Genomic DNA, 15,927 nt, shown 5'->3' with positions numbered 1-15,927 from the left:
GCCCGCCCACCCGCAGCGTATCGGGATTGTCAGTTCGCCCACCGGCGCGGTGATTCGCGACATCATCAGCGTATTTCGCCGGCGCGCACCTCACGTCGAGCTGACCCTGATTCCTACCGCCGTCCAAGGACGCGAAGCCACTGCGCAGATCGTGCGCGCGTTGAAAATGGCCGACGCGCGCGGCTTTGATGCGCTGATCCTGGCCCGTGGCGGCGGCTCCCTGGAAGACTTGTGGTGTTTCAACGAAGAGGCCGTGGCCCGCGCCATCGATGCCTGTGTAACCCCGATTGTGAGCGCTGTCGGTCACGAGACCGATGTCTCGATGAGTGACTTCGTGGCCGATGTGCGCGCGCCTACACCGTCTGCCGCCGCCGAATTGCTGGCCCCGGATTCCAGCGACTTGCAGCACCGTATTGAAAGCCTGCACAGGCGTCTGATGATGCGTATGCGTGATCGCTTGATGCGCGAACGCCTGCGCCTTGACGGGCTCGCGCGCCGCTTGCGTCACCCGGGGGAACGTCTGCGCCAGCAAGCGCAACGTCTGGATGACCTGGATATGCGCATGCGACGGGCCTTTGAACGCAGCCTCAATACGCGTCGCGAACGCTTGATTCGTCTGGAAACTCGTCTGGCAGGCCAGCATCCCGGCCGTCAGTTGGCCCTCTTGCGTCAACGCCTCGACAGCTTGGCCGAACGCTTGCCGCGGGCCATGCGTGAAGGCTTGAAAGCCCGTCGCCTGCAGTTGCACAGTCAGATGCAGACGCTGAATGTGGTCAGCCCGCTGGCTACCTTGGGCCGCGGTTACAGCATTCTGCTTGACGAGCGAGGCAACGCCATCCGCAGTGCCGAACAAACCCACAATGGCCAACGCCTGAAAGCCAAGCTCGGTGAAGGCGAACTCCACGTGCGCGTCGAGGATAATCACCTCACGCCTGTCACCCTTTCACTACTGGATTAATCGATGCTGCGTTTCGCTTCTGCCTTTTTGTTGCTATGCCTGACTGTCAACGCGCACGCGGCTGACAGTTACATCACCCGCCTACTCAATAAACCGGTGCCAGGGGGCGTGGCCGTAATTGAACTGGGCAACGGCGTACAGGCGCCCAAAGCCACCTACCAGGGCAAACCGGTGCTGGTGGTCAAGGAACAGGACACCTGGCGTGCCATCGTTGGTATCCCGTTAACCGTCAAACCCGGTACTCAGTCCATCAGCACGGGAGGCCAAGACCTGAATTTCACTGTTGGCCACAAAAAATACCCCGAGCAACGGATCACGCTGAAAAATCAGCGTCAGGTCAACCCGAACCCCGCTGACATCAAACGCATCGACAACGAGCTGGCCATTCAGATCAAGGCCTACCGCACGTTCAGCCCTAATACGCCGAGCAACCTGCTGCTGGATAAACCGGTTACTGGCCCCCTGTCGAGCAAGTTCGGGGTGCGACGTTTCTTTAATGGCGAAGAACGTAACCCACACGCGGGTCTGGATTTTGCCGTGCCTGCAGGTACGCCGATCAAAACGCCCGCCGCAGGCAAGGTGATTTTGATCGGCAATTATTTCTTCAATGGCAATACGGTGTTTGTCGATCACGGCCAGGGCTTCATCAGCATGTTTTGTCACATGTCGAAGGTTGACACCCAGGTCGGGCAGCAACTGGCACGGGGTGATGTCGTGGGCAGGGTTGGATCAACCGGCCGCGCCACCGGACCGCACATGCACTGGAACCTCAGCCTGAATGATGCGCGCGTCGATCCGGCGATTTTCATTGGCGCTTTCCAGCCGTAACATTTGCACACAGCCACACAGCACAAAACGTCGACGACTCTTTATGTAGCGCAATCCACAGCAACAAATAAATTAGATTGCGCTATTTACCTTCGAAAAAATGTCATTTAAGAGCATTTCTCTCAAAGTTTTTTGGCCGCTTGCCATCCTCCCTGCCAATGGTTAGGGTTGAGGCCATGAAAACCTCTCACACCCTCATTCTGCAACGTCAACATCGCAGCCTTTGCCTCGTCAGCGCACGACTGCAAAGCTGATTGCGGTGCCTCGCCCCTCTGCTTTGTATCTCCGGTTAGCCGCCTTTTTTCGGCTCGTACAATAAGGATTGCCTGATGACCATGCTCAAAAACCCGTCTTCGAAGTACCGGCCGTTCCCTGTCATTGATTTGCCTGACCGGACCTGGCCGTCGAAAACCATCACTCAAGCACCTATCTGGTGCAGTTCCGATCTGCGCGACGGCAACCAGTCGCTGATCGAACCGATGGATGCCACCAAGAAGCTGCGCTTCTGGAAGACGCTGGTGAGTGTGGGCGTGAAAGAGATTGAAGCGTCGTTCCCGGCCGCTTCACAAACCGATTTCGACTTTGTGCGCACCTTGATTGAAGACGGCCATATACCGGATGACACGACCATTCAGGTCTTGACCCAGGGCCGTGAAGACTTGATCGCGCGCACGTTTGAATCATTGCGCGGAGCAAAAAAGGCCATCGTTCACTTGTACAACGCGACCTGCCCGGCCTTCCGCCGAATCGTGTTCAATCAGGACAAGGACGGCATCAAGGAGATCGCCGTCAGCGCAGCCAAGCTGTTCGTCAAATACGCCGCGCAACAGCCCGAAACCCAGTGGACCTTTGAATACTCGCCCGAAACGTTCAGCGCCACTGAGCTGGAGTTTGCCAAAGAAGTCTGTGACGCCGTGATCGAGGTCTGGAACCCGACCCCGGAGCACAAGATGATTCTCAACCTGCCTGCCACGGTTGAATGCGCCACGCCGAATATTTATGCCGACCAGATCGAGTGGTTCGGTCGCCATATCAATCGTCGCGACAGCGTCATCATCAGCCTGCACACCCACAACGACCGGGGCACCGGCGTAGCGGCCACCGAACTGGGCCTGTTGGCGGGCGCTGACCGTGTCGAAGGTTGCCTCTTTGGTAACGGCGAGCGCACCGGCAACGTCGACTTGGTGACGGTGGCATTGAACATGTACACACAGGGCCTGGACCCGCAACTGGACTTCTCGGACATCGATGGCGTGCGCAAAGTCGTCGAAGAGTGCAACCAGATTCCGGTCCACCCGCGTCACCCGTATGTGGGCGATCTTGTGCATACGGCCTTCTCCGGCTCGCACCAGGACGCTATCCGCAAAGGCTTCGCGCAGCAGAAACCGGACGCATTGTGGGAAGTCCCCTACTTGCCTATCGACCCGGCTGACATCGGTCGCAGCTACGAAGCAGTGATTCGTGTGAACAGCCAATCCGGCAAAGGCGGTATTGCTTACCTGCTCGAGCAGGAATACGGCATCAGCTTGCCGCGCCGCATGCAAATCGAGTTCAGTCAGGTCGTGCAACGCGAAACCGACCGTCTGGGCCTGGAGATGACCGCGCAGCAGATTCACAGCCTGTTGCACAGCGAATACCTGCAAGCCAACACGCCTTACGCGTTGGTGAGCCATCGGTTGCAAGAAGAGAACGGCCACAGCGCCGTCGACGTCGAGGTGTCCGCCAAGGGCGCGGGCGAAACCAACCTGCGTTGGAGCGGCAAAGGCAATGGCGCTCTGGAGGCGCTGGTAGCGGGCTTACCGGTCAAGGCCGAGATCATGGATTACAACGAGCATGCAATCGGGGCGGGCACCAATGCCAAAGCGGCGGCCTACATTGAACTGCGTGTCAACGGCGAGCGTGCCGTGCATGGCGTGGGCATCGATGAAAACATCACCACAGCCAGCTTCAAAGCCCTGTTCAGCGCACTGAACCGCGCACTGAGCGAAGCCGAGGCAAAAGCCGCGTAACGCACGCCAGCTACACAAAAGCCCCCATGGTGAACGCCATGGGGGCTTTTTTGCACGCCACACACTCAACACCCTCGCCGCCCGGTTGCGCAGGCAGGCCGGGGGTTGCCCTCAGACTTTCAGCTCGAACTCATCCGCATCGAGGTCAGCCGGAAAACGCTCACGGTAAGCAGCGAGTTCACCGGCATTCAAGCTGACTTGAAACACACCATCTGCCTCACCCGCACTGAGCAGCGACTCGCCCTGAAAATCGAGAATATGGCTGTCACCCGTGTACACCAGCCCTTTCCCATCCGCCCCGACCCGATTCACTGCAGCGACGTAACAGAGGTTTTCAATGGCGCGTGCAGGCAGCAGGCGATTCCAGTGAAGACGCCGCGCCCCCGGCCAGTTGGCGGTGTAAAGCAACAGATCGGTGTCATGGGGATCGCAACTCCAGACCGGGAAGCGCAGGTCGTAACAAATCAACGGCCTGATTCGCCAGCCCTTCACTTCAAACTGAACCTGACGCTCACCGGGGGTAAAGTGTTCGTGCTCGCCCACCATACGGAACAGGTGACGCTTGTCGTAGTGCAGCACGACACCATCCGGACGGGCCCACAGCAGTCGATTGCGATGGCTGCCATCAGCCGCTTCAATAATGACGCTGCCAGTCACGACGGCATTGAGTTTTTTGGCCTGATCGCGCAACCACTGGGTAGTTGGGCCATTTTCTGCTTCAGCCAGGGCTTTGGAGTCCATGCTGAAACCGGTGGTGAACATTTCAGGCAGCACTACCAGGTCCGCGCCCGCGGCCTGCTGCAACAGCTCATCGAAATGATCGAAATTGGCCTGACGGTCATGCCAGGCCAGTGTGGTCTGGACCAGCGCCACAGTTAAATCGGGTAAACCACTTAGATCACGCATAGTTTTTCTGCTGCTTCACGCAGCGTCTCCTCGCGTTTCGCAAAACATAGGCGAACCAGCCGCTGCCCTTCGGGCGGGGTCTGGTAGAACACCGAAACCGGGATTGTCGCCACGCCATGCTCGCGGGTCAGCCACACGGCCATGTCGACATCATTAAGGTCCGGACGAATAAGGGAGTAATCAACCAATTGAAAGTAAGTCCCTGCCACCGGCTTGAAGGTAAAGCGCGATGGGTTTAACAAATCACAAAACAGGTCACGCTTGGCCTGGTAAAAAGCGGGCAGTTCTTCGACATGCTGCGGGCAGGCTGCCATAAAATCGGCCAGCGCATATTGCAGCGGCGTCACCCCGCAAAAACTGACGTATTGGTGCACTTTACGCAGCTCTGCCGTCAAGGCGGGCGGCGCAACCACATAGCCGGTTTTCCAGCCCGTGACGTGGTATGTCTTGCCGAAAGAACTGACAACGAATGCGCGATGGTACAACTCGGGATGTGACAAAACACTGACGTGGGGCACCCCGTCGAACACCAAATGTTCATACACCTCATCGCTGATGAGGTAGATGTCACGGTTTTCGATAAGTTTCGCCAACTGGTCCAGTTCCCGACGGCTGATTAGCGCGCCACTCGGGTTGTGAGGACTGTTGAGAATAATCATCCGCGTGCGTGGGCTAAGGGCCTCACTGAGTCTTTGCCAATCGATGGAGAAATCATCCAGTGCCAGCGGCACATGAACGCAACGGCCACCGGCCAGTTCGACTGAAGGCTCGTAACTGTCATAACACGGGTCGAACACGATGACTTCGTCACCCGCATGGATCACGGCCTGAATGGCACAGAAAATGGCTTGGGTCGCACCCGGCGTGATGGTGACTTCAGCGTCCGCATCCACTTTAACGCCATAGCTGCGGCTTATTTTGGCAGCCACTTGCTGACGCAGCGCGGGTAAACCGGTCATCGGGGAATATTGATTGTGGCCACTGGCAATGTGTTGACCGACGGCATCACGCAACGCTTGCGGGCCATCAAAGTCAGGGAAGCCCTGAGACAAGTTGAGTGCGCCGGTTTCCGTCGCGAGCTGCGACATGCGCGTGAAGATAGTGGTGCCGACGTTCGGCAACTTGCTGGTTATCATGGCCGTTCCCTGTTGAGTTCCCGGCACTGACTGCGGCACAGGACTCACCGAGGATAGCCCAAACACCCGGCACGAAAAAGGGCCCGTTGGGACCCTTTCTCATTACGCGTCGACGTTGCGCTATCAGCGCTTGTCTTTGCGTTTTTTCTCGGCTTTCTTGTGGTGCGACATCATGCGGCGCTTCTTGTTGACCTGACGGTCGGTCAACGAGTTTTTGTTCGCCTCGTACGGGTTCTCGCCACCTTTGAACTCGATGCGGATCGGCGTACCGACCAGTTTCAAGACACGGCGGTAGGTGTTTTCAAGGTAACGGACGTAAGACTTCGGCACCTTCTCAACTTGGTTACCGTGAATCACGATAATCGGCGGGTTAGCACCACCCAAGTGGGCATAACGCAGCTTGATACGGCGGTTGTTGACCATCGGCGGCGCGTGCTCGCCTACCGCATCTTCAAGGATCTGAGTCAGGCGGTTGGTCGGCCAGCGTGTCACCGCAGACTTGAAGGAGTTCTGCACCGACTGGTACAGGTTACCCACGCCCGTGCCGTGCAGCGCCGAGATGAAGTGGATGTCGGCAAAGTCAACGAAGAACAGGCGGCGCTGCAGCTCGGTCTTGACGTAGTCGCGTTCGCTTGGGGTCATGCCGTCCCATTTGTTGATTGCGATGACCAGAGCGCGACCGGCCTCCAGCGCAAAGCCCAACAGGTTCAGGTCGTGATCCACTACGCCTTCGCGCGCGTCCATGACAAAGATCACCACGTTGGCGTCTTTAATCGCTTGCAGCGTTTTGACCACGGAGAATTTTTCAACTTCTTCGTGGATCTTGCCGCGTTTGCGAACACCAGCCGTGTCGATCAGCGTGTACTTTTCGTCGTTACGCTCAAACGGGATGTAAATACTGTCTCGGGTAGTGCCTGGCTGGTCGTACACGATTACACGGTCTTCACCGAGCATGCGGTTGACCAGTGTCGATTTGCCGACATTCGGACGACCGATGATCGCGATCTTGATACCGTCTTTTTCGCCCGGACCCGGAATGCGCTTGGCTTCCTCGCCTTCGAGAACGATTTCAGGTTCGCCTTCTTCGGCATCATCCTCGTCACGCGGGAAGGAGGACAACGCCACTTCGAGCAACTGCGAGATACCGCGGCCGTGTGCACCGGCGATAGGGATTGCGTCGCCCATGCCCAACGGTGCGAATTCTGCGCGTGCCATGTCCGGGTCGATGTTATCGACCTTGTTAGCTACCACGTAGGAACGCTTGTTTCGTTTGCGCAAGTGTTCGCCGATCATCTGGTCAGCGGCAGTGAAACCCGCCTTGGCATCTACCAGGAACAGCACCACATCTGCTTCTTCAATGGCCAGCAGTGACTGCTCGGCCATCTTTTCGTCCATACCGTGCTCGTCACCGGAGATACCACCGGTGTCGACCAGAATGTAGGAACGCCCTTGCCACTTGGCCTCACCGTATTGGCGATCACGGGTCAGACCGGACAAGTCGCCGACGATGGCGTCGCGAGTCCTGGTCAGGCGGTTGAACAAGGTGGACTTGCCGACGTTTGGTCGGCCCACCAGGGCGATTACGGGAACCATGCGGCTCTCCACTTCGTTATTTCAAAAAATACAAAAGCCGCTGCAGGGCAGCGGCCAGAGTTCGGAACAGCACAAATGTGCCGCAAACCTTGCCAGAGCAAGGCTGCCTGAGGCCCTAGAGCCTCAAGCATAGACGCCTTAGCGAATGGTCAGGGCTTCCAGTTTGCCGCTGTTACCAAACACGTAAATCATGTCACCGACCACCAGCGGACGTGCCCGCAGGCCATCGCTGTCAATGCGGGTACGGCCTACGAAACGCCCATCGACCTGGCTCAGCAGGTGCAGATAGCCTTCCATGTCGCCGACCGCTACATAGCTGGAGAACACTTCCGGTGCCGACAGCTGACGGCGGGCCAGAGATTCGTTGCTCCACAAAGCGGTGGTCGAACGCTCGTCGACGCCTTCAACAGTGCCGGACGCCAGGCTGACATAGACGCTGCCAAAACCTTGTGCGACACCGGCATAACTGGATGCATCGCGCTGCCACAGCACACGGCCGCTTTCAAGTTCCAGTGCAGCCATGCGGCCCTGATAGCTGGCGACATACAGCGTGCCACCGGACAGTAGCAGACCACCGTCGATGTCAACTATGCGCTCCAGCTCGGAACGGCCTTGCGGGATGGCAACACGCTGTTCCCATACCGGCACGCCATTACGAGTGTCCAGCGCCACCACTTTACCGGTGGAAAGACCTGCCACCGCCAAGTGATTGGTCACCACGGGGGCACCCGTTCCACGCAGGGTCAGAACACCCGGCGTGCTGTCGTAGGTCCAGCGCTGGTCGCCGGTCGAGGCATCGAGGCCGATCAGGCGATCGTCCTGGGTTTGAACCACAACCACGTCGCCGTTGGTTGCAGGCGGAGCCAGGACTTCGCTGGTAACACGGGAGCGCCATTTTTCTTCGCCAGAACTGGCGTCAAGCGCAACCACTTCACCTTGCAGGGTACCCAGCAGGACCAGACCATAACCGGCGCCAACAGCACCGGACACAGGCAGTTCCAGGTCCTTTTTCCATTTGACGTCGCCGTTCATACGGTCCAGCGCCATCACGACACCCGTTACATCGGCGGCGTACAGGGTATTACCTTCAACGGCTGGCACCAGCATGTTGTAGGTTTTGCCCTGGCCATCGCCAATCGAACGGCTCCACTGCTTTTGCAAAACGACTTCTTCTTTGAAGTCGGTCAGCGCGGCCGGTGGCAGTTCTTTTTTGCTGTTGCTGCTGCAACCCGCGGCCAAAATGGCCAGAGCCAGCAATGCTGCATGTTTCCAACGAATCACGTTACGCATCCCCTTTGGCCAGGTCGTCGAGCTTGATTTGTAAGCCGCCGACTGCCGCCTCATCCGAGAGCGCCGCCTTGGCTTTTTCGTAGGCTGCACGTGCGTCATCAGTACGGCCCTGCTGAACCAGAAGGTCGCCCTTGAGCTCTTCACGGCTGGCCAGGAATGCTTTGTCCGAATCACCTTCCAGCAGCTTCAAGGCTTCATCCACCTTGTTCTGTGCAGCCAGAACCTGGGCCAGACGCTGACGCGCCACTTCGCCCAACGTGGCATTGGCAGGCTTGTCGACGATAATTTTCAGCTCATTGGCCGCGTCATCCAGCTTGCCGCTGTCAACCGCGACCTTGGCCACAAACAGACCGCCAAATTGCGCGTATGCGCTGCCGCCGTACTGGCTCTTCAGCTTGTTGGCCAGATCCGCAACTTGCGCAGCGTCAGGCTGGCCATTGGGCGTCAATGTGGTTTCAAGCAGTTGTTGGTAGAGAATCGACGCACCCTGCGACTGATTGCTCTGATATTTGTGCCAAGCCTGCCAGCCGAACACCACCACCAGCGCCAGCAAGCCGCCAGTGACCAGGGGTTTGCCGTTGCGCTGCCACCAGTCTTTCAACTCGCCCAGCTGATCATCATCGTTACTCGACACCCCAACACTCCTTATTCGATAAATCGGCTGTTTTTACAGCTTCAACCCTGCACGACGCAGGTGGCCAAGTGCTCTGAAAGAGCATCCCAGGCAATAGTTTGTTGTTCGCCCTGGCCACGCAGGGGTTTGACACCTACCACTTGCCGGGCCAATTCGTCGTCGCCCAGGATCAGCGCATACAACGCGCCGCTCTTGTCGGCCTTCTTGAACTGGCTTTTAAAGCTGCCCGCGCCGGCATTGACTTGCAGGCGCAGGTTCGGCAACTGATCGCGAACACGTTCGCTCAAGGCCAGTGCGGCCAATTCAGCAGCTTCACCGAAGGCGCACAGGTACACATCGACCTGACGCGAGATTTCTTCAGGGATTTGCTCAAGGGTTTCCAGCATCAGGATCAGGCGCTCGATACCCATGGCGAAACCAACACCCGAGGTGGGTTTGCCACCCATTTGCTCAACCAGGCCGTCATAGCGGCCACCAGCACAGACGGTGCCCTGAGCGCCGAGTTTGTCAGTGACCCACTCGAATACGGTTTTGCTGTAGTAATCAAGCCCGCGAACCAGTTTCGGGTTGATGACGTAAGGTATGCCTGCCGCATCGAGACGCGCCTTGAGGCCTTCAAAGTGCACGCGGGACTCTTCGTCGAGGTAGTCCACCAGCTTGGGAGCGTCAACCAGAACTGCCTGTGTATCCGCATTCTTGGTATCCAGAACACGCAGCGGATTGGATTTGAGACGGCGCTGACTGTCTTCGTCCAGTTCGCTCAGGCGCGACGTCAGGTATTCAACCAGGGCGGCACGATAACGGGCACGGGCTTCGCTGGTGCCCAGACTGTTGAGCTCAAGTTTGACTGCGTCACGAATACCCAGCTCGCCCCACAGGCGCCAGGTCAGCACGATCAGCTCGGCATCAATGTCCGGACCGTCAAGGTTGAACACCTCGACACCCACCTGATGGAACTGGCGATAACGGCCTTTTTGAGGACGCTCGTGGCGAAACATCGGACCGACGTACCACAGTTTTTGAACCTGACCACCGCCCGTGATGCCGTGCTCTAGTACAGCACGCACGCAGGCCGCGGTGCCTTCGGGACGCAAGGTCAGCGAATCGCCGTTGCGGTCTTCGAAGGTGTACATCTCTTTTTCGACAATGTCGGTCACTTCACCGATTGAGCGTTTGAACAGCTCGGTGAACTCAACGATCGGCATGCGGATTTGTTTGTAACCGTAGTTATCCAACAGCCGCGCGACCTTGCCCTCAAAAAAACGCCATAGGGGCGTCTGCTCGGGCAGGATGTCGTTCATGCCACGAATGGCTTGCAGTGACTTGCTCACAAAAAATCCTTAATTCGTTTGATTAGCCGCGCGCAATGACAGCTGCGTCGGCTTCGACCTTTTCGGCCGCTTTCTGGCGGATCAGTTTTTCGAGCTCATCCACCAGATTTTCATTCGTTAACTTCTGCGACGGCTTACCGTCGATATAAATCAGGTTTGGCGTACCGCCGGTCAGGCCCACGTGGGCTTCCTTGGCTTCGCCGGGGCCATTTACCACACAGCCGATCACAGCAACATCCAAGGGGACCAACAAATCTTCAAGGCGCCCTTCCAGCTCGTTCATGGTTTTTACCACGTCGAAGTTCTGGCGCGAACAGCTCGGGCACGCGATGAAGTTGATCCCGCGGGAACGCAAACGCAGGGATTTGAGAATGTCGTATCCGACTTTCACTTCTTCCACCGGGTCGGCCGCCAGCGAGATACGGATGGTATCGCCGATGCCTTCGGCGAGCAGCATACCTAGGCCCACTGCAGATTTCACTGTGCCGGAGCGCAATCCGCCCGCCTCGGTGATCCCTAAGTGCAAGGGCTGTACGATTTCTTTGGCCAGCAAGCGATAGGCTTCTACGGCCATGAACACATCGGACGCCTTCACGCTGACCTTGAAGTCCTGGAAATTCAGGCGCTCAAGGTGTTCCACGTGACGCAGTGCCGACTCGACCAGCGCGGCAGGTGTCGGTTCGCCGTATTTCTTTTGCAGATCCTTTTCGAGGGAGCCGGCATTCACGCCAATACGAATTGGGATACCCCGATCACGTGCTGCATCCACAACCGCACGGACACGGTCTTCGCGACCGATGTTTCCGGGGTTGATACGCAGGCAGTCCACGCCCAGCTCGGCGACACGCAACGCGATGCGGTAGTCAAAGTGAATATCGGCAACCAATGGCACCTTGACCAGTTGCTTGATGCGACCAAACGCTTCGGCAGCATCCATGTCTGGTACAGAAACGCGCACGATATCGACGCCTGCGGCTTCAAGGCGATTGATCTGCACAACGGTAGCTGCAACATCATTGGTGTCACTGTTGGTCATGCTTTGAACCGCGATAGGGGCATCGCCACCTACCGGCACAGAGCCGACCCAGATTTTGCGCGATTCGCGACGCTTGATTGGTGATTCGCCGTGCATGACTTATTGACCTAGCTTCAGGCGAGCAGTCTCGCCACTGGTGAAAGGAGCCACATCCACTGCCTGACCGTTGTAGGTCACTTGCGCACCCCGGGCATAACCCAGACGCAGGCTTAGTGGAGGCTTGCCGCTCACTTCAAGATTTTCGCCCTTGCGCTTCAGGCCGCCAAATAGCACTTTGCCATTCGCATCGGTGACCTGAGTCCAGCAATCAGCGGTGTACTGCACGCCCACCTTGCCAGCACCCGCCACTGCGGGGGCTGTTTCAGTCACTGGCGCGGCGGGAGCGACCGCAGAGGCAGGCGCTACTGGAGGAACCGGCGTTGGCGCAGCTTGAGCCACTGGCGCAGGAATAGCCGGCGCCGGGGCAACAGCAACGGCCGCTTCAGGCGCTGCCGGGAGCGTTAAAGCTGTCGCCCCGGTCTGGTCGCCTGCAGGTTCGACGGGGACAGCCGCGTCACCTTCCGTTTTCGCTTCAGCGACGGCTTGATCTTCCGGCTCGTCCAGCGGATGGATCTGGGTTGTACCGTCCGCGCCTTCCACTTCAACGTGTTCAGGCGTGAGACCGATCAGGTCCTTTGTGCGCATGGACGTTTGGTCCTGCCACCAGAGAAAGCCGCCACCGATTACAGCCAGCAGCAGTATCAGGCTGACGATACGCAAGATGGTATGCGAAACACGTACGGGCTCTTCGATACGGCCAAGGCTGTGAACGCTGCTGCCGGTCGAATCCGTCCCGGTGTAGACGTCAAATTCATGCACCAGCGCAGCCTGGTCCATGCCCAGCAGTTTGGCATAAGCCCGGATGTAGCCACGGGCAAACGTATGACCGGGCAATTTGTCGAATGCGCCCGCCTCAAGATTACTCAGGGAGCTGACCGTGAGATTGAGCTTCAAGGCGACTTCGGCCAATGTCCATCCATTGTTCTCACGGGCCTGACGCAAGGTCTCACCGGGATTGACTCGAGTCGCTGCTGGAACTTCGGGTTGCGCCGCTTTCATCATTGCTCCGACAGGTATTGCTGATATTCCGGCGTGCCGGGATAAAGTCGTTGTAGTTGCTGGCCGAACGTTGCAGGTGTGGCGCGATCATCGAAGACACTCGCCAGCCGCGCGCCGAGCAATAGACTACGTGCATTTTGCCCACTAAGCAGGCTAAAACGATCGTAATACTCACGTGCTGGCACATATTGCCTGTCCTGATACGACAATTCGGCCATCTCCAGCAAGGCTCGCGGCTGGTTTGGATTCAGGCGTAGCGCTTTTACCAGGTACTTGCGAGCCACATCAGGTTGCCCAAGCTTGAGCGCCGTTATACCCAAATTTTCGTAAAGACGGGAGCGTTCGGGATAAAGATTATCGGTCGAGGCTTTCTGAAACTGCGCAAAGGCCTCTTGATAGCGTTGCTGCTCGAACAGGAAGCTACCGTAATTATTGAGCGTGCGCGCATCGTGCGCGCGGGCACTCAGTGATTGACGGTAACTGTTCTCTGCAAGCTCGGACTCCATTTCGGACTGATACAGCAAAGCCAGTGCGGCGTGGGTGTCCGGGTCATGCTTGTCGAGCTCGAGCGCTTTACCCAGGGGGATCTTTGCCTGCTCGGCCAAACCTTCCTGCAAATAGCCGAGCCCCAGTTGCACATACGCCTGACGCGCTGCATCGCGACCCTTGTCGGTGCTCAACGGGTTTGATCCACCCGATGAAACGCAGCCAGCCAACACGCTGACCAACACCACACAAAGCGCCACGCGCAGGGTCATAGCGTTCCTCTCTTAAGGTCGGGCAGCAGCGTTAAGCGCCAGATCGGCTTCAATCGAAGCAATATGACGTTCGCTGCGACGTGTCCGGTCATTGACCTGGCCTACGAGTTGCCCGCATGCCGCGTCAATGTCTTCACCGCGGGTAGTGCGTACTGTTACGTTGTAACCCGCGTTTTGCAGCAGTTCCTGGAAGCGGCGAATCGCATTGTTGCTTGGTCGCTCGTAGCCGGAATGCGGGAACGGGTTGAACGGGATCAAGTTGATCTTGCACGGCGTGTCTTTGAGCAGCTCGATCATTTCACGCGCGTGATCAACGTGGTCGTTCACGTCTTTGAGCAAGGTGTACTCAACGGTCAGAACGCGCTTTTCACCCAGGGTCGCCATGTAGCGACGGCAAGACTCAAGCAGCATTTTAAGCGGGTACTTTTTGTTGATTGGCACCAATTGACTGCGTAGCTCGTCATTGGGTGCGTGCAGCGACAACGCCAGCGACACGTCGATGTGCTTGGCCAGCTCATCGATCATCGGTACTACGCCAGAAGTGGACAGGGTTACCCGGCGCTTGGAGATGCCATAGCCCAGGTCGTCCATCATCAAATGCATGGCAGAAATGACGTTGTCGAAGTTCAGCAGCGGTTCGCCCATGCCCATCATCACCACGTTGGTGATGGCGCGGTCGATGGTTGCCGGTACGCTGCCAAAGGATTTGTTGGCAATCCACACTTGGCCAATTACTTCGGCGGCAGTGAGGTTGCTATTGAAACCTTGCTTGCCGGTGGAGCAGAAGCTGCAGTCCAGGGCACAGCCAGCCTGGGACGAAACGCACAAAGTGCCACGTTTGCCCTGGGGAATGTAAACGGTCTCGACGCAGCTGCCGGACGCCACACGCACGACCCATTTACGGGTACCGTCGGTGGAGATGTCCTCGCTGACGACTTCAGGACCGCGAACTTCAGCAATGGCCTTGAGCTTGTCGCGCAAGGCCTTGCTGACGTTCGTCATGGCGTCGAAATCATCGACGCCAAAGTGGTGAATCCACTTCATGACCTGACCGGCACGGAAACGCTTCTCCCCGATTGAGTCGAAGAATTTCTCCATTTCCGGCTGAGTCAGACCCAACAGGTTAGTTTTGCCAGTCGTTGCAATCATGTCTTCACCCTCACTCACAAGCCGATGCTTATCGAGTGGTTACTTCAGTAGCTGCGAAAAAGTAAGCGATTTCGCGAGCAGCGGCTGCTTCGGAGTCGGAACCGTGAACAGCGTTAGCGTCGATGGATTCAGCGAAGTCAGCACGGATAGTGCCAGCAGCTGCTTCTTTAGGGTTGGTAGCGCCCATCAGCTCACGGTTACGAGCGATAGCGTTTTCGCCTTCCAGAACCTGAACAACAACAGGGCCGGAAGTCATGAAAGCAACCAGATCACCGAAGAAACCACGTTCGCTGTGCTCAGCGTAGAAACCTTCAGCTTCGGCTTTGGACAATTGCTTCATTTTCGAAGCAACAACGCGCAGGCCAGCGTCTTCGAAACGAGTAACGATCTTACCGATAACGTTTTTAGCAACGGCGTCAGGCTTGATGATGGAAAAAGTACGTTGAACAGCCATGGTGTAACTCCAGAAACAGTGATTGAAGCGAAAAATTAAACCCGCGAATTATACGCGGGTTCCGGGGTATTGCATAATTGCGTGCGTTGCAGGCTTAGTCAGCCTCTTCGATCCACAACCCCTGAATGGCTTCGAGGACCTTTTCCCCTCCGCGATCAGGAATGTCATCGAACTCTGGCAGTGCCATAACCAGATTGCGCAGCTTGACGAAGTTGACCGTGAGCGGGTCTACATCTGGGTGAGCTTCAGCCAGCTGAATCGCGATTTCCTGCACATCAACCCATTTAAGGCTCATGAGACTTCCTTTATAAGCAAATACTGATGCTGTCCCAAACCGTGGGGCGACTGTATATCAGGCTTGCCTGACACAGCCGGCATGCCAAGGCAGGGCGTGCATCATTATCAATGCGGCGCTTCGGCAGCATGGTTGAGCGAGTATTTCGGTATCTCGACAGTCAGGTCTTCAGTCCCGACCTTGGCCTGACAGCTCAGCCGCGATTGCGCCTCAAGACCCCAGGCACGATCAAGGTAGTCTTCTTCCAGCTCGTCAGCCTCTTCCAGCGAATCAAAACCCTCGCGAATGATGCAGTGGCACGTCGTACAAGCGCAGACACCGCCACAGGCGCTTTCGATTTCAATATGGTTTTCGTGCGCCACTTCGAGAATCGACTTACCAGTCTCGGCTTCGACAACCATACCGTCCGGGCAATGCTCGGCGTGTGGCAGAAAAATGATCTGCGGCATCAG

Annotated in this window: 16 protein-coding genes; 3 read left to right on the top strand and 13 right to left on the bottom strand. The window is 57.4% G+C overall.

From position 1 onward, the window contains the following. The 3 genes from xseA to leuA form a co-directional block, all read left to right on the top strand. Nucleotides 1–958: exodeoxyribonuclease VII large subunit (gene xseA, locus CJF39_RS09070; protein WP_094993103.1), on the top strand; the 958-nt coding region annotated here is incomplete at its 5' end. Between the two features lie 3 nt (nucleotides 959–961). Continuing rightward, nucleotides 962–1,786: a M23 family metallopeptidase gene (locus CJF39_RS09065; RefSeq protein WP_094993102.1), complete on the top strand. Its 825-nt coding sequence runs from the start codon at nucleotides 962–964 to the stop codon at nucleotides 1,784–1,786. Nucleotides 1,787–2,115: 329 nt separating this feature from the next. After that, nucleotides 2,116–3,795, top strand: coding sequence for a 2-isopropylmalate synthase (gene leuA, locus CJF39_RS09060; RefSeq protein ID WP_094993101.1), 1,680 nt, complete (start codon nucleotides 2,116–2,118; stop codon nucleotides 3,793–3,795). A 111-nt stretch (nucleotides 3,796–3,906) separates the two neighbouring features. Here the strand turns inward: leuA and CJF39_RS09055 are convergent, their stop codons facing one another. The 13 genes from CJF39_RS09055 to fdx all read right to left on the bottom strand — a co-directional run bounded on the left by CJF39_RS09055 (nucleotide 3,907) and on the right by fdx (nucleotide 15,924). After that, complete coding sequence (locus CJF39_RS09055) at nucleotides 3,907–4,701, bottom strand: amidohydrolase (RefSeq protein WP_094993111.1); 795 nt, start codon at nucleotides 4,699–4,701, stop codon at nucleotides 3,907–3,909. Then, nucleotides 4,689–5,837 carry a pyridoxal phosphate-dependent aminotransferase gene (locus CJF39_RS09050; protein WP_094993100.1) on the bottom strand — a complete coding sequence of 383 codons (1,149 nt, stop codon included), beginning with the start codon at nucleotides 5,835–5,837 and terminating at the stop codon, nucleotides 4,689–4,691. Before CJF39_RS09050 ends, CJF39_RS09055 begins: the two co-directional genes overlap by 13 nt. Nucleotides 5,838–5,960: 123 nt before the next feature. After that, entirely contained in the window at nucleotides 5,961–7,430 is a 1,470-nt protein-coding gene (gene der / locus CJF39_RS09045; RefSeq protein ID WP_047273868.1) for a ribosome biogenesis GTPase Der, read from the bottom strand. 138 nt (nucleotides 7,431–7,568) lie between these two features. After that, a complete protein-coding gene (gene bamB, locus CJF39_RS09040) occupies nucleotides 7,569–8,720 on the bottom strand; it encodes an outer membrane protein assembly factor BamB (protein WP_094993099.1) in 1,152 nt (383 codons plus the stop codon). Continuing rightward, nucleotides 8,713–9,354, bottom strand: a complete 642-nt coding sequence (locus CJF39_RS09035; RefSeq protein WP_094993098.1) for a tetratricopeptide repeat protein — start codon at nucleotides 9,352–9,354, stop codon at nucleotides 8,713–8,715. The genes bamB and CJF39_RS09035 overlap by 8 nt, the downstream gene beginning before the upstream one ends. 41 nt (nucleotides 9,355–9,395) lie before the next feature. Continuing rightward, on the bottom strand, nucleotides 9,396–10,685 hold the full coding sequence (gene hisS / locus CJF39_RS09030; RefSeq protein ID WP_047273862.1) for a histidine--tRNA ligase: 1,290 nt from the start codon (nucleotides 10,683–10,685) through the stop codon (nucleotides 9,396–9,398). Between the two features lie 22 nt (nucleotides 10,686–10,707). Beyond that, nucleotides 10,708–11,817, bottom strand: a complete 1,110-nt coding sequence (gene ispG / locus CJF39_RS09025; RefSeq protein ID WP_094993097.1) for a flavodoxin-dependent (E)-4-hydroxy-3-methylbut-2-enyl-diphosphate synthase — start codon at nucleotides 11,815–11,817, stop codon at nucleotides 10,708–10,710. 3 nt (nucleotides 11,818–11,820) lie between these two features. Further along, the gene (locus tag CJF39_RS09020) at nucleotides 11,821–12,819 is read right to left on the bottom strand and encodes a RodZ domain-containing protein (protein WP_094993096.1); all 999 of its coding nucleotides are present in this window, start codon (nucleotides 12,817–12,819) and stop codon (nucleotides 11,821–11,823) included. Beyond that, nucleotides 12,819–13,577: a type IV pilus biogenesis/stability protein PilW gene (gene pilW, locus CJF39_RS09015; RefSeq protein ID WP_094993095.1), complete on the bottom strand. Its 759-nt coding sequence runs from the start codon at nucleotides 13,575–13,577 to the stop codon at nucleotides 12,819–12,821. Before pilW ends, CJF39_RS09020 begins: the two co-directional genes overlap by 1 nt. Before the next feature lie 12 nt (nucleotides 13,578–13,589). Further along, complete coding sequence (rlmN, locus tag CJF39_RS09010; protein WP_094993094.1) at nucleotides 13,590–14,726, bottom strand: 23S rRNA (adenine(2503)-C(2))-methyltransferase RlmN; 1,137 nt, start codon at nucleotides 14,724–14,726, stop codon at nucleotides 13,590–13,592. Nucleotides 14,727–14,754: 28 nt separating this feature from the next. Beyond that, nucleotides 14,755–15,180 (bottom strand): nucleoside-diphosphate kinase, encoded by a 426-nt coding sequence (gene ndk, locus CJF39_RS09005; RefSeq protein WP_047273854.1) that lies wholly within the window; start codon nucleotides 15,178–15,180, stop codon nucleotides 14,755–14,757. Between the two features lie 94 nt (nucleotides 15,181–15,274). After that, on the bottom strand, nucleotides 15,275–15,475 hold the full coding sequence (gene iscX, locus CJF39_RS09000; protein WP_003443363.1) for a Fe-S cluster assembly protein IscX: 201 nt from the start codon (nucleotides 15,473–15,475) through the stop codon (nucleotides 15,275–15,277). 107 nt (nucleotides 15,476–15,582) lie between these two features. Continuing rightward, nucleotides 15,583–15,924, bottom strand: coding sequence for an ISC system 2Fe-2S type ferredoxin (fdx, locus tag CJF39_RS08995; RefSeq protein WP_094993093.1), 342 nt, complete (start codon nucleotides 15,922–15,924; stop codon nucleotides 15,583–15,585). Nucleotides 15,925–15,927 lie beyond the last annotated feature (3 nt).

Origin of the sequence: Pseudomonas lundensis (assembly GCF_002269125.1) — a bacterium.
GTDB lineage: Bacteria > Pseudomonadota > Gammaproteobacteria > Pseudomonadales > Pseudomonadaceae > Aquipseudomonas > Aquipseudomonas lundensis_A.
This window is presented reverse-complemented; position numbering and strand designations above follow the sequence as displayed.

What these genes read in the sequence shown, in the direction of transcription:
- der (WP_047273868.1), bottom strand. Translation starts at nt 7,430, where the DNA reads ATGGTTCCCGTAATCGCCCTGGTGGGCCGACCAAACGTCGGCAAGTCC.
- leuA (WP_094993101.1), top strand. Translation starts at nt 2,116, where the DNA reads ATGACCATGCTCAAAAACCCGTCTTCGAAGTACCGGCCGTTCCCTGTC.
- bamB (WP_094993099.1), bottom strand. Translation starts at nt 8,720, where the DNA reads ATGCGTAACGTGATTCGTTGGAAACATGCAGCATTGCTGGCTCTGGCC.
- rlmN (WP_094993094.1), bottom strand. Translation starts at nt 14,726, where the DNA reads ATGATTGCAACGACTGGCAAAACTAACCTGTTGGGTCTGACTCAGCCG.
- ispG (WP_094993097.1), bottom strand. Translation starts at nt 11,817, where the DNA reads ATGCACGGCGAATCACCAATCAAGCGTCGCGAATCGCGCAAAATCTGG.
- CJF39_RS09055 (WP_094993111.1), bottom strand. Translation starts at nt 4,701, where the DNA reads ATGCGTGATCTAAGTGGTTTACCCGATTTAACTGTGGCGCTGGTCCAG.
- iscX (WP_003443363.1), bottom strand. Translation starts at nt 15,475, where the DNA reads ATGAGCCTTAAATGGGTTGATGTGCAGGAAATCGCGATTCAGCTGGCT.
- CJF39_RS09065 (WP_094993102.1), top strand. Translation starts at nt 962, where the DNA reads ATGCTGCGTTTCGCTTCTGCCTTTTTGTTGCTATGCCTGACTGTCAAC.
- pilW (WP_094993095.1), bottom strand. Translation starts at nt 13,577, where the DNA reads ATGACCCTGCGCGTGGCGCTTTGTGTGGTGTTGGTCAGCGTGTTGGCT.
- ndk (WP_047273854.1), bottom strand. Translation starts at nt 15,180, where the DNA reads ATGGCTGTTCAACGTACTTTTTCCATCATCAAGCCTGACGCCGTTGCT.
- fdx (WP_094993093.1), bottom strand. Translation starts at nt 15,924, where the DNA reads ATGCCGCAGATCATTTTTCTGCCACACGCCGAGCATTGCCCGGACGGT.
- CJF39_RS09050 (WP_094993100.1), bottom strand. Translation starts at nt 5,837, where the DNA reads ATGATAACCAGCAAGTTGCCGAACGTCGGCACCACTATCTTCACGCGC.
- CJF39_RS09020 (WP_094993096.1), bottom strand. Translation starts at nt 12,819, where the DNA reads ATGAAAGCGGCGCAACCCGAAGTTCCAGCAGCGACTCGAGTCAATCCC.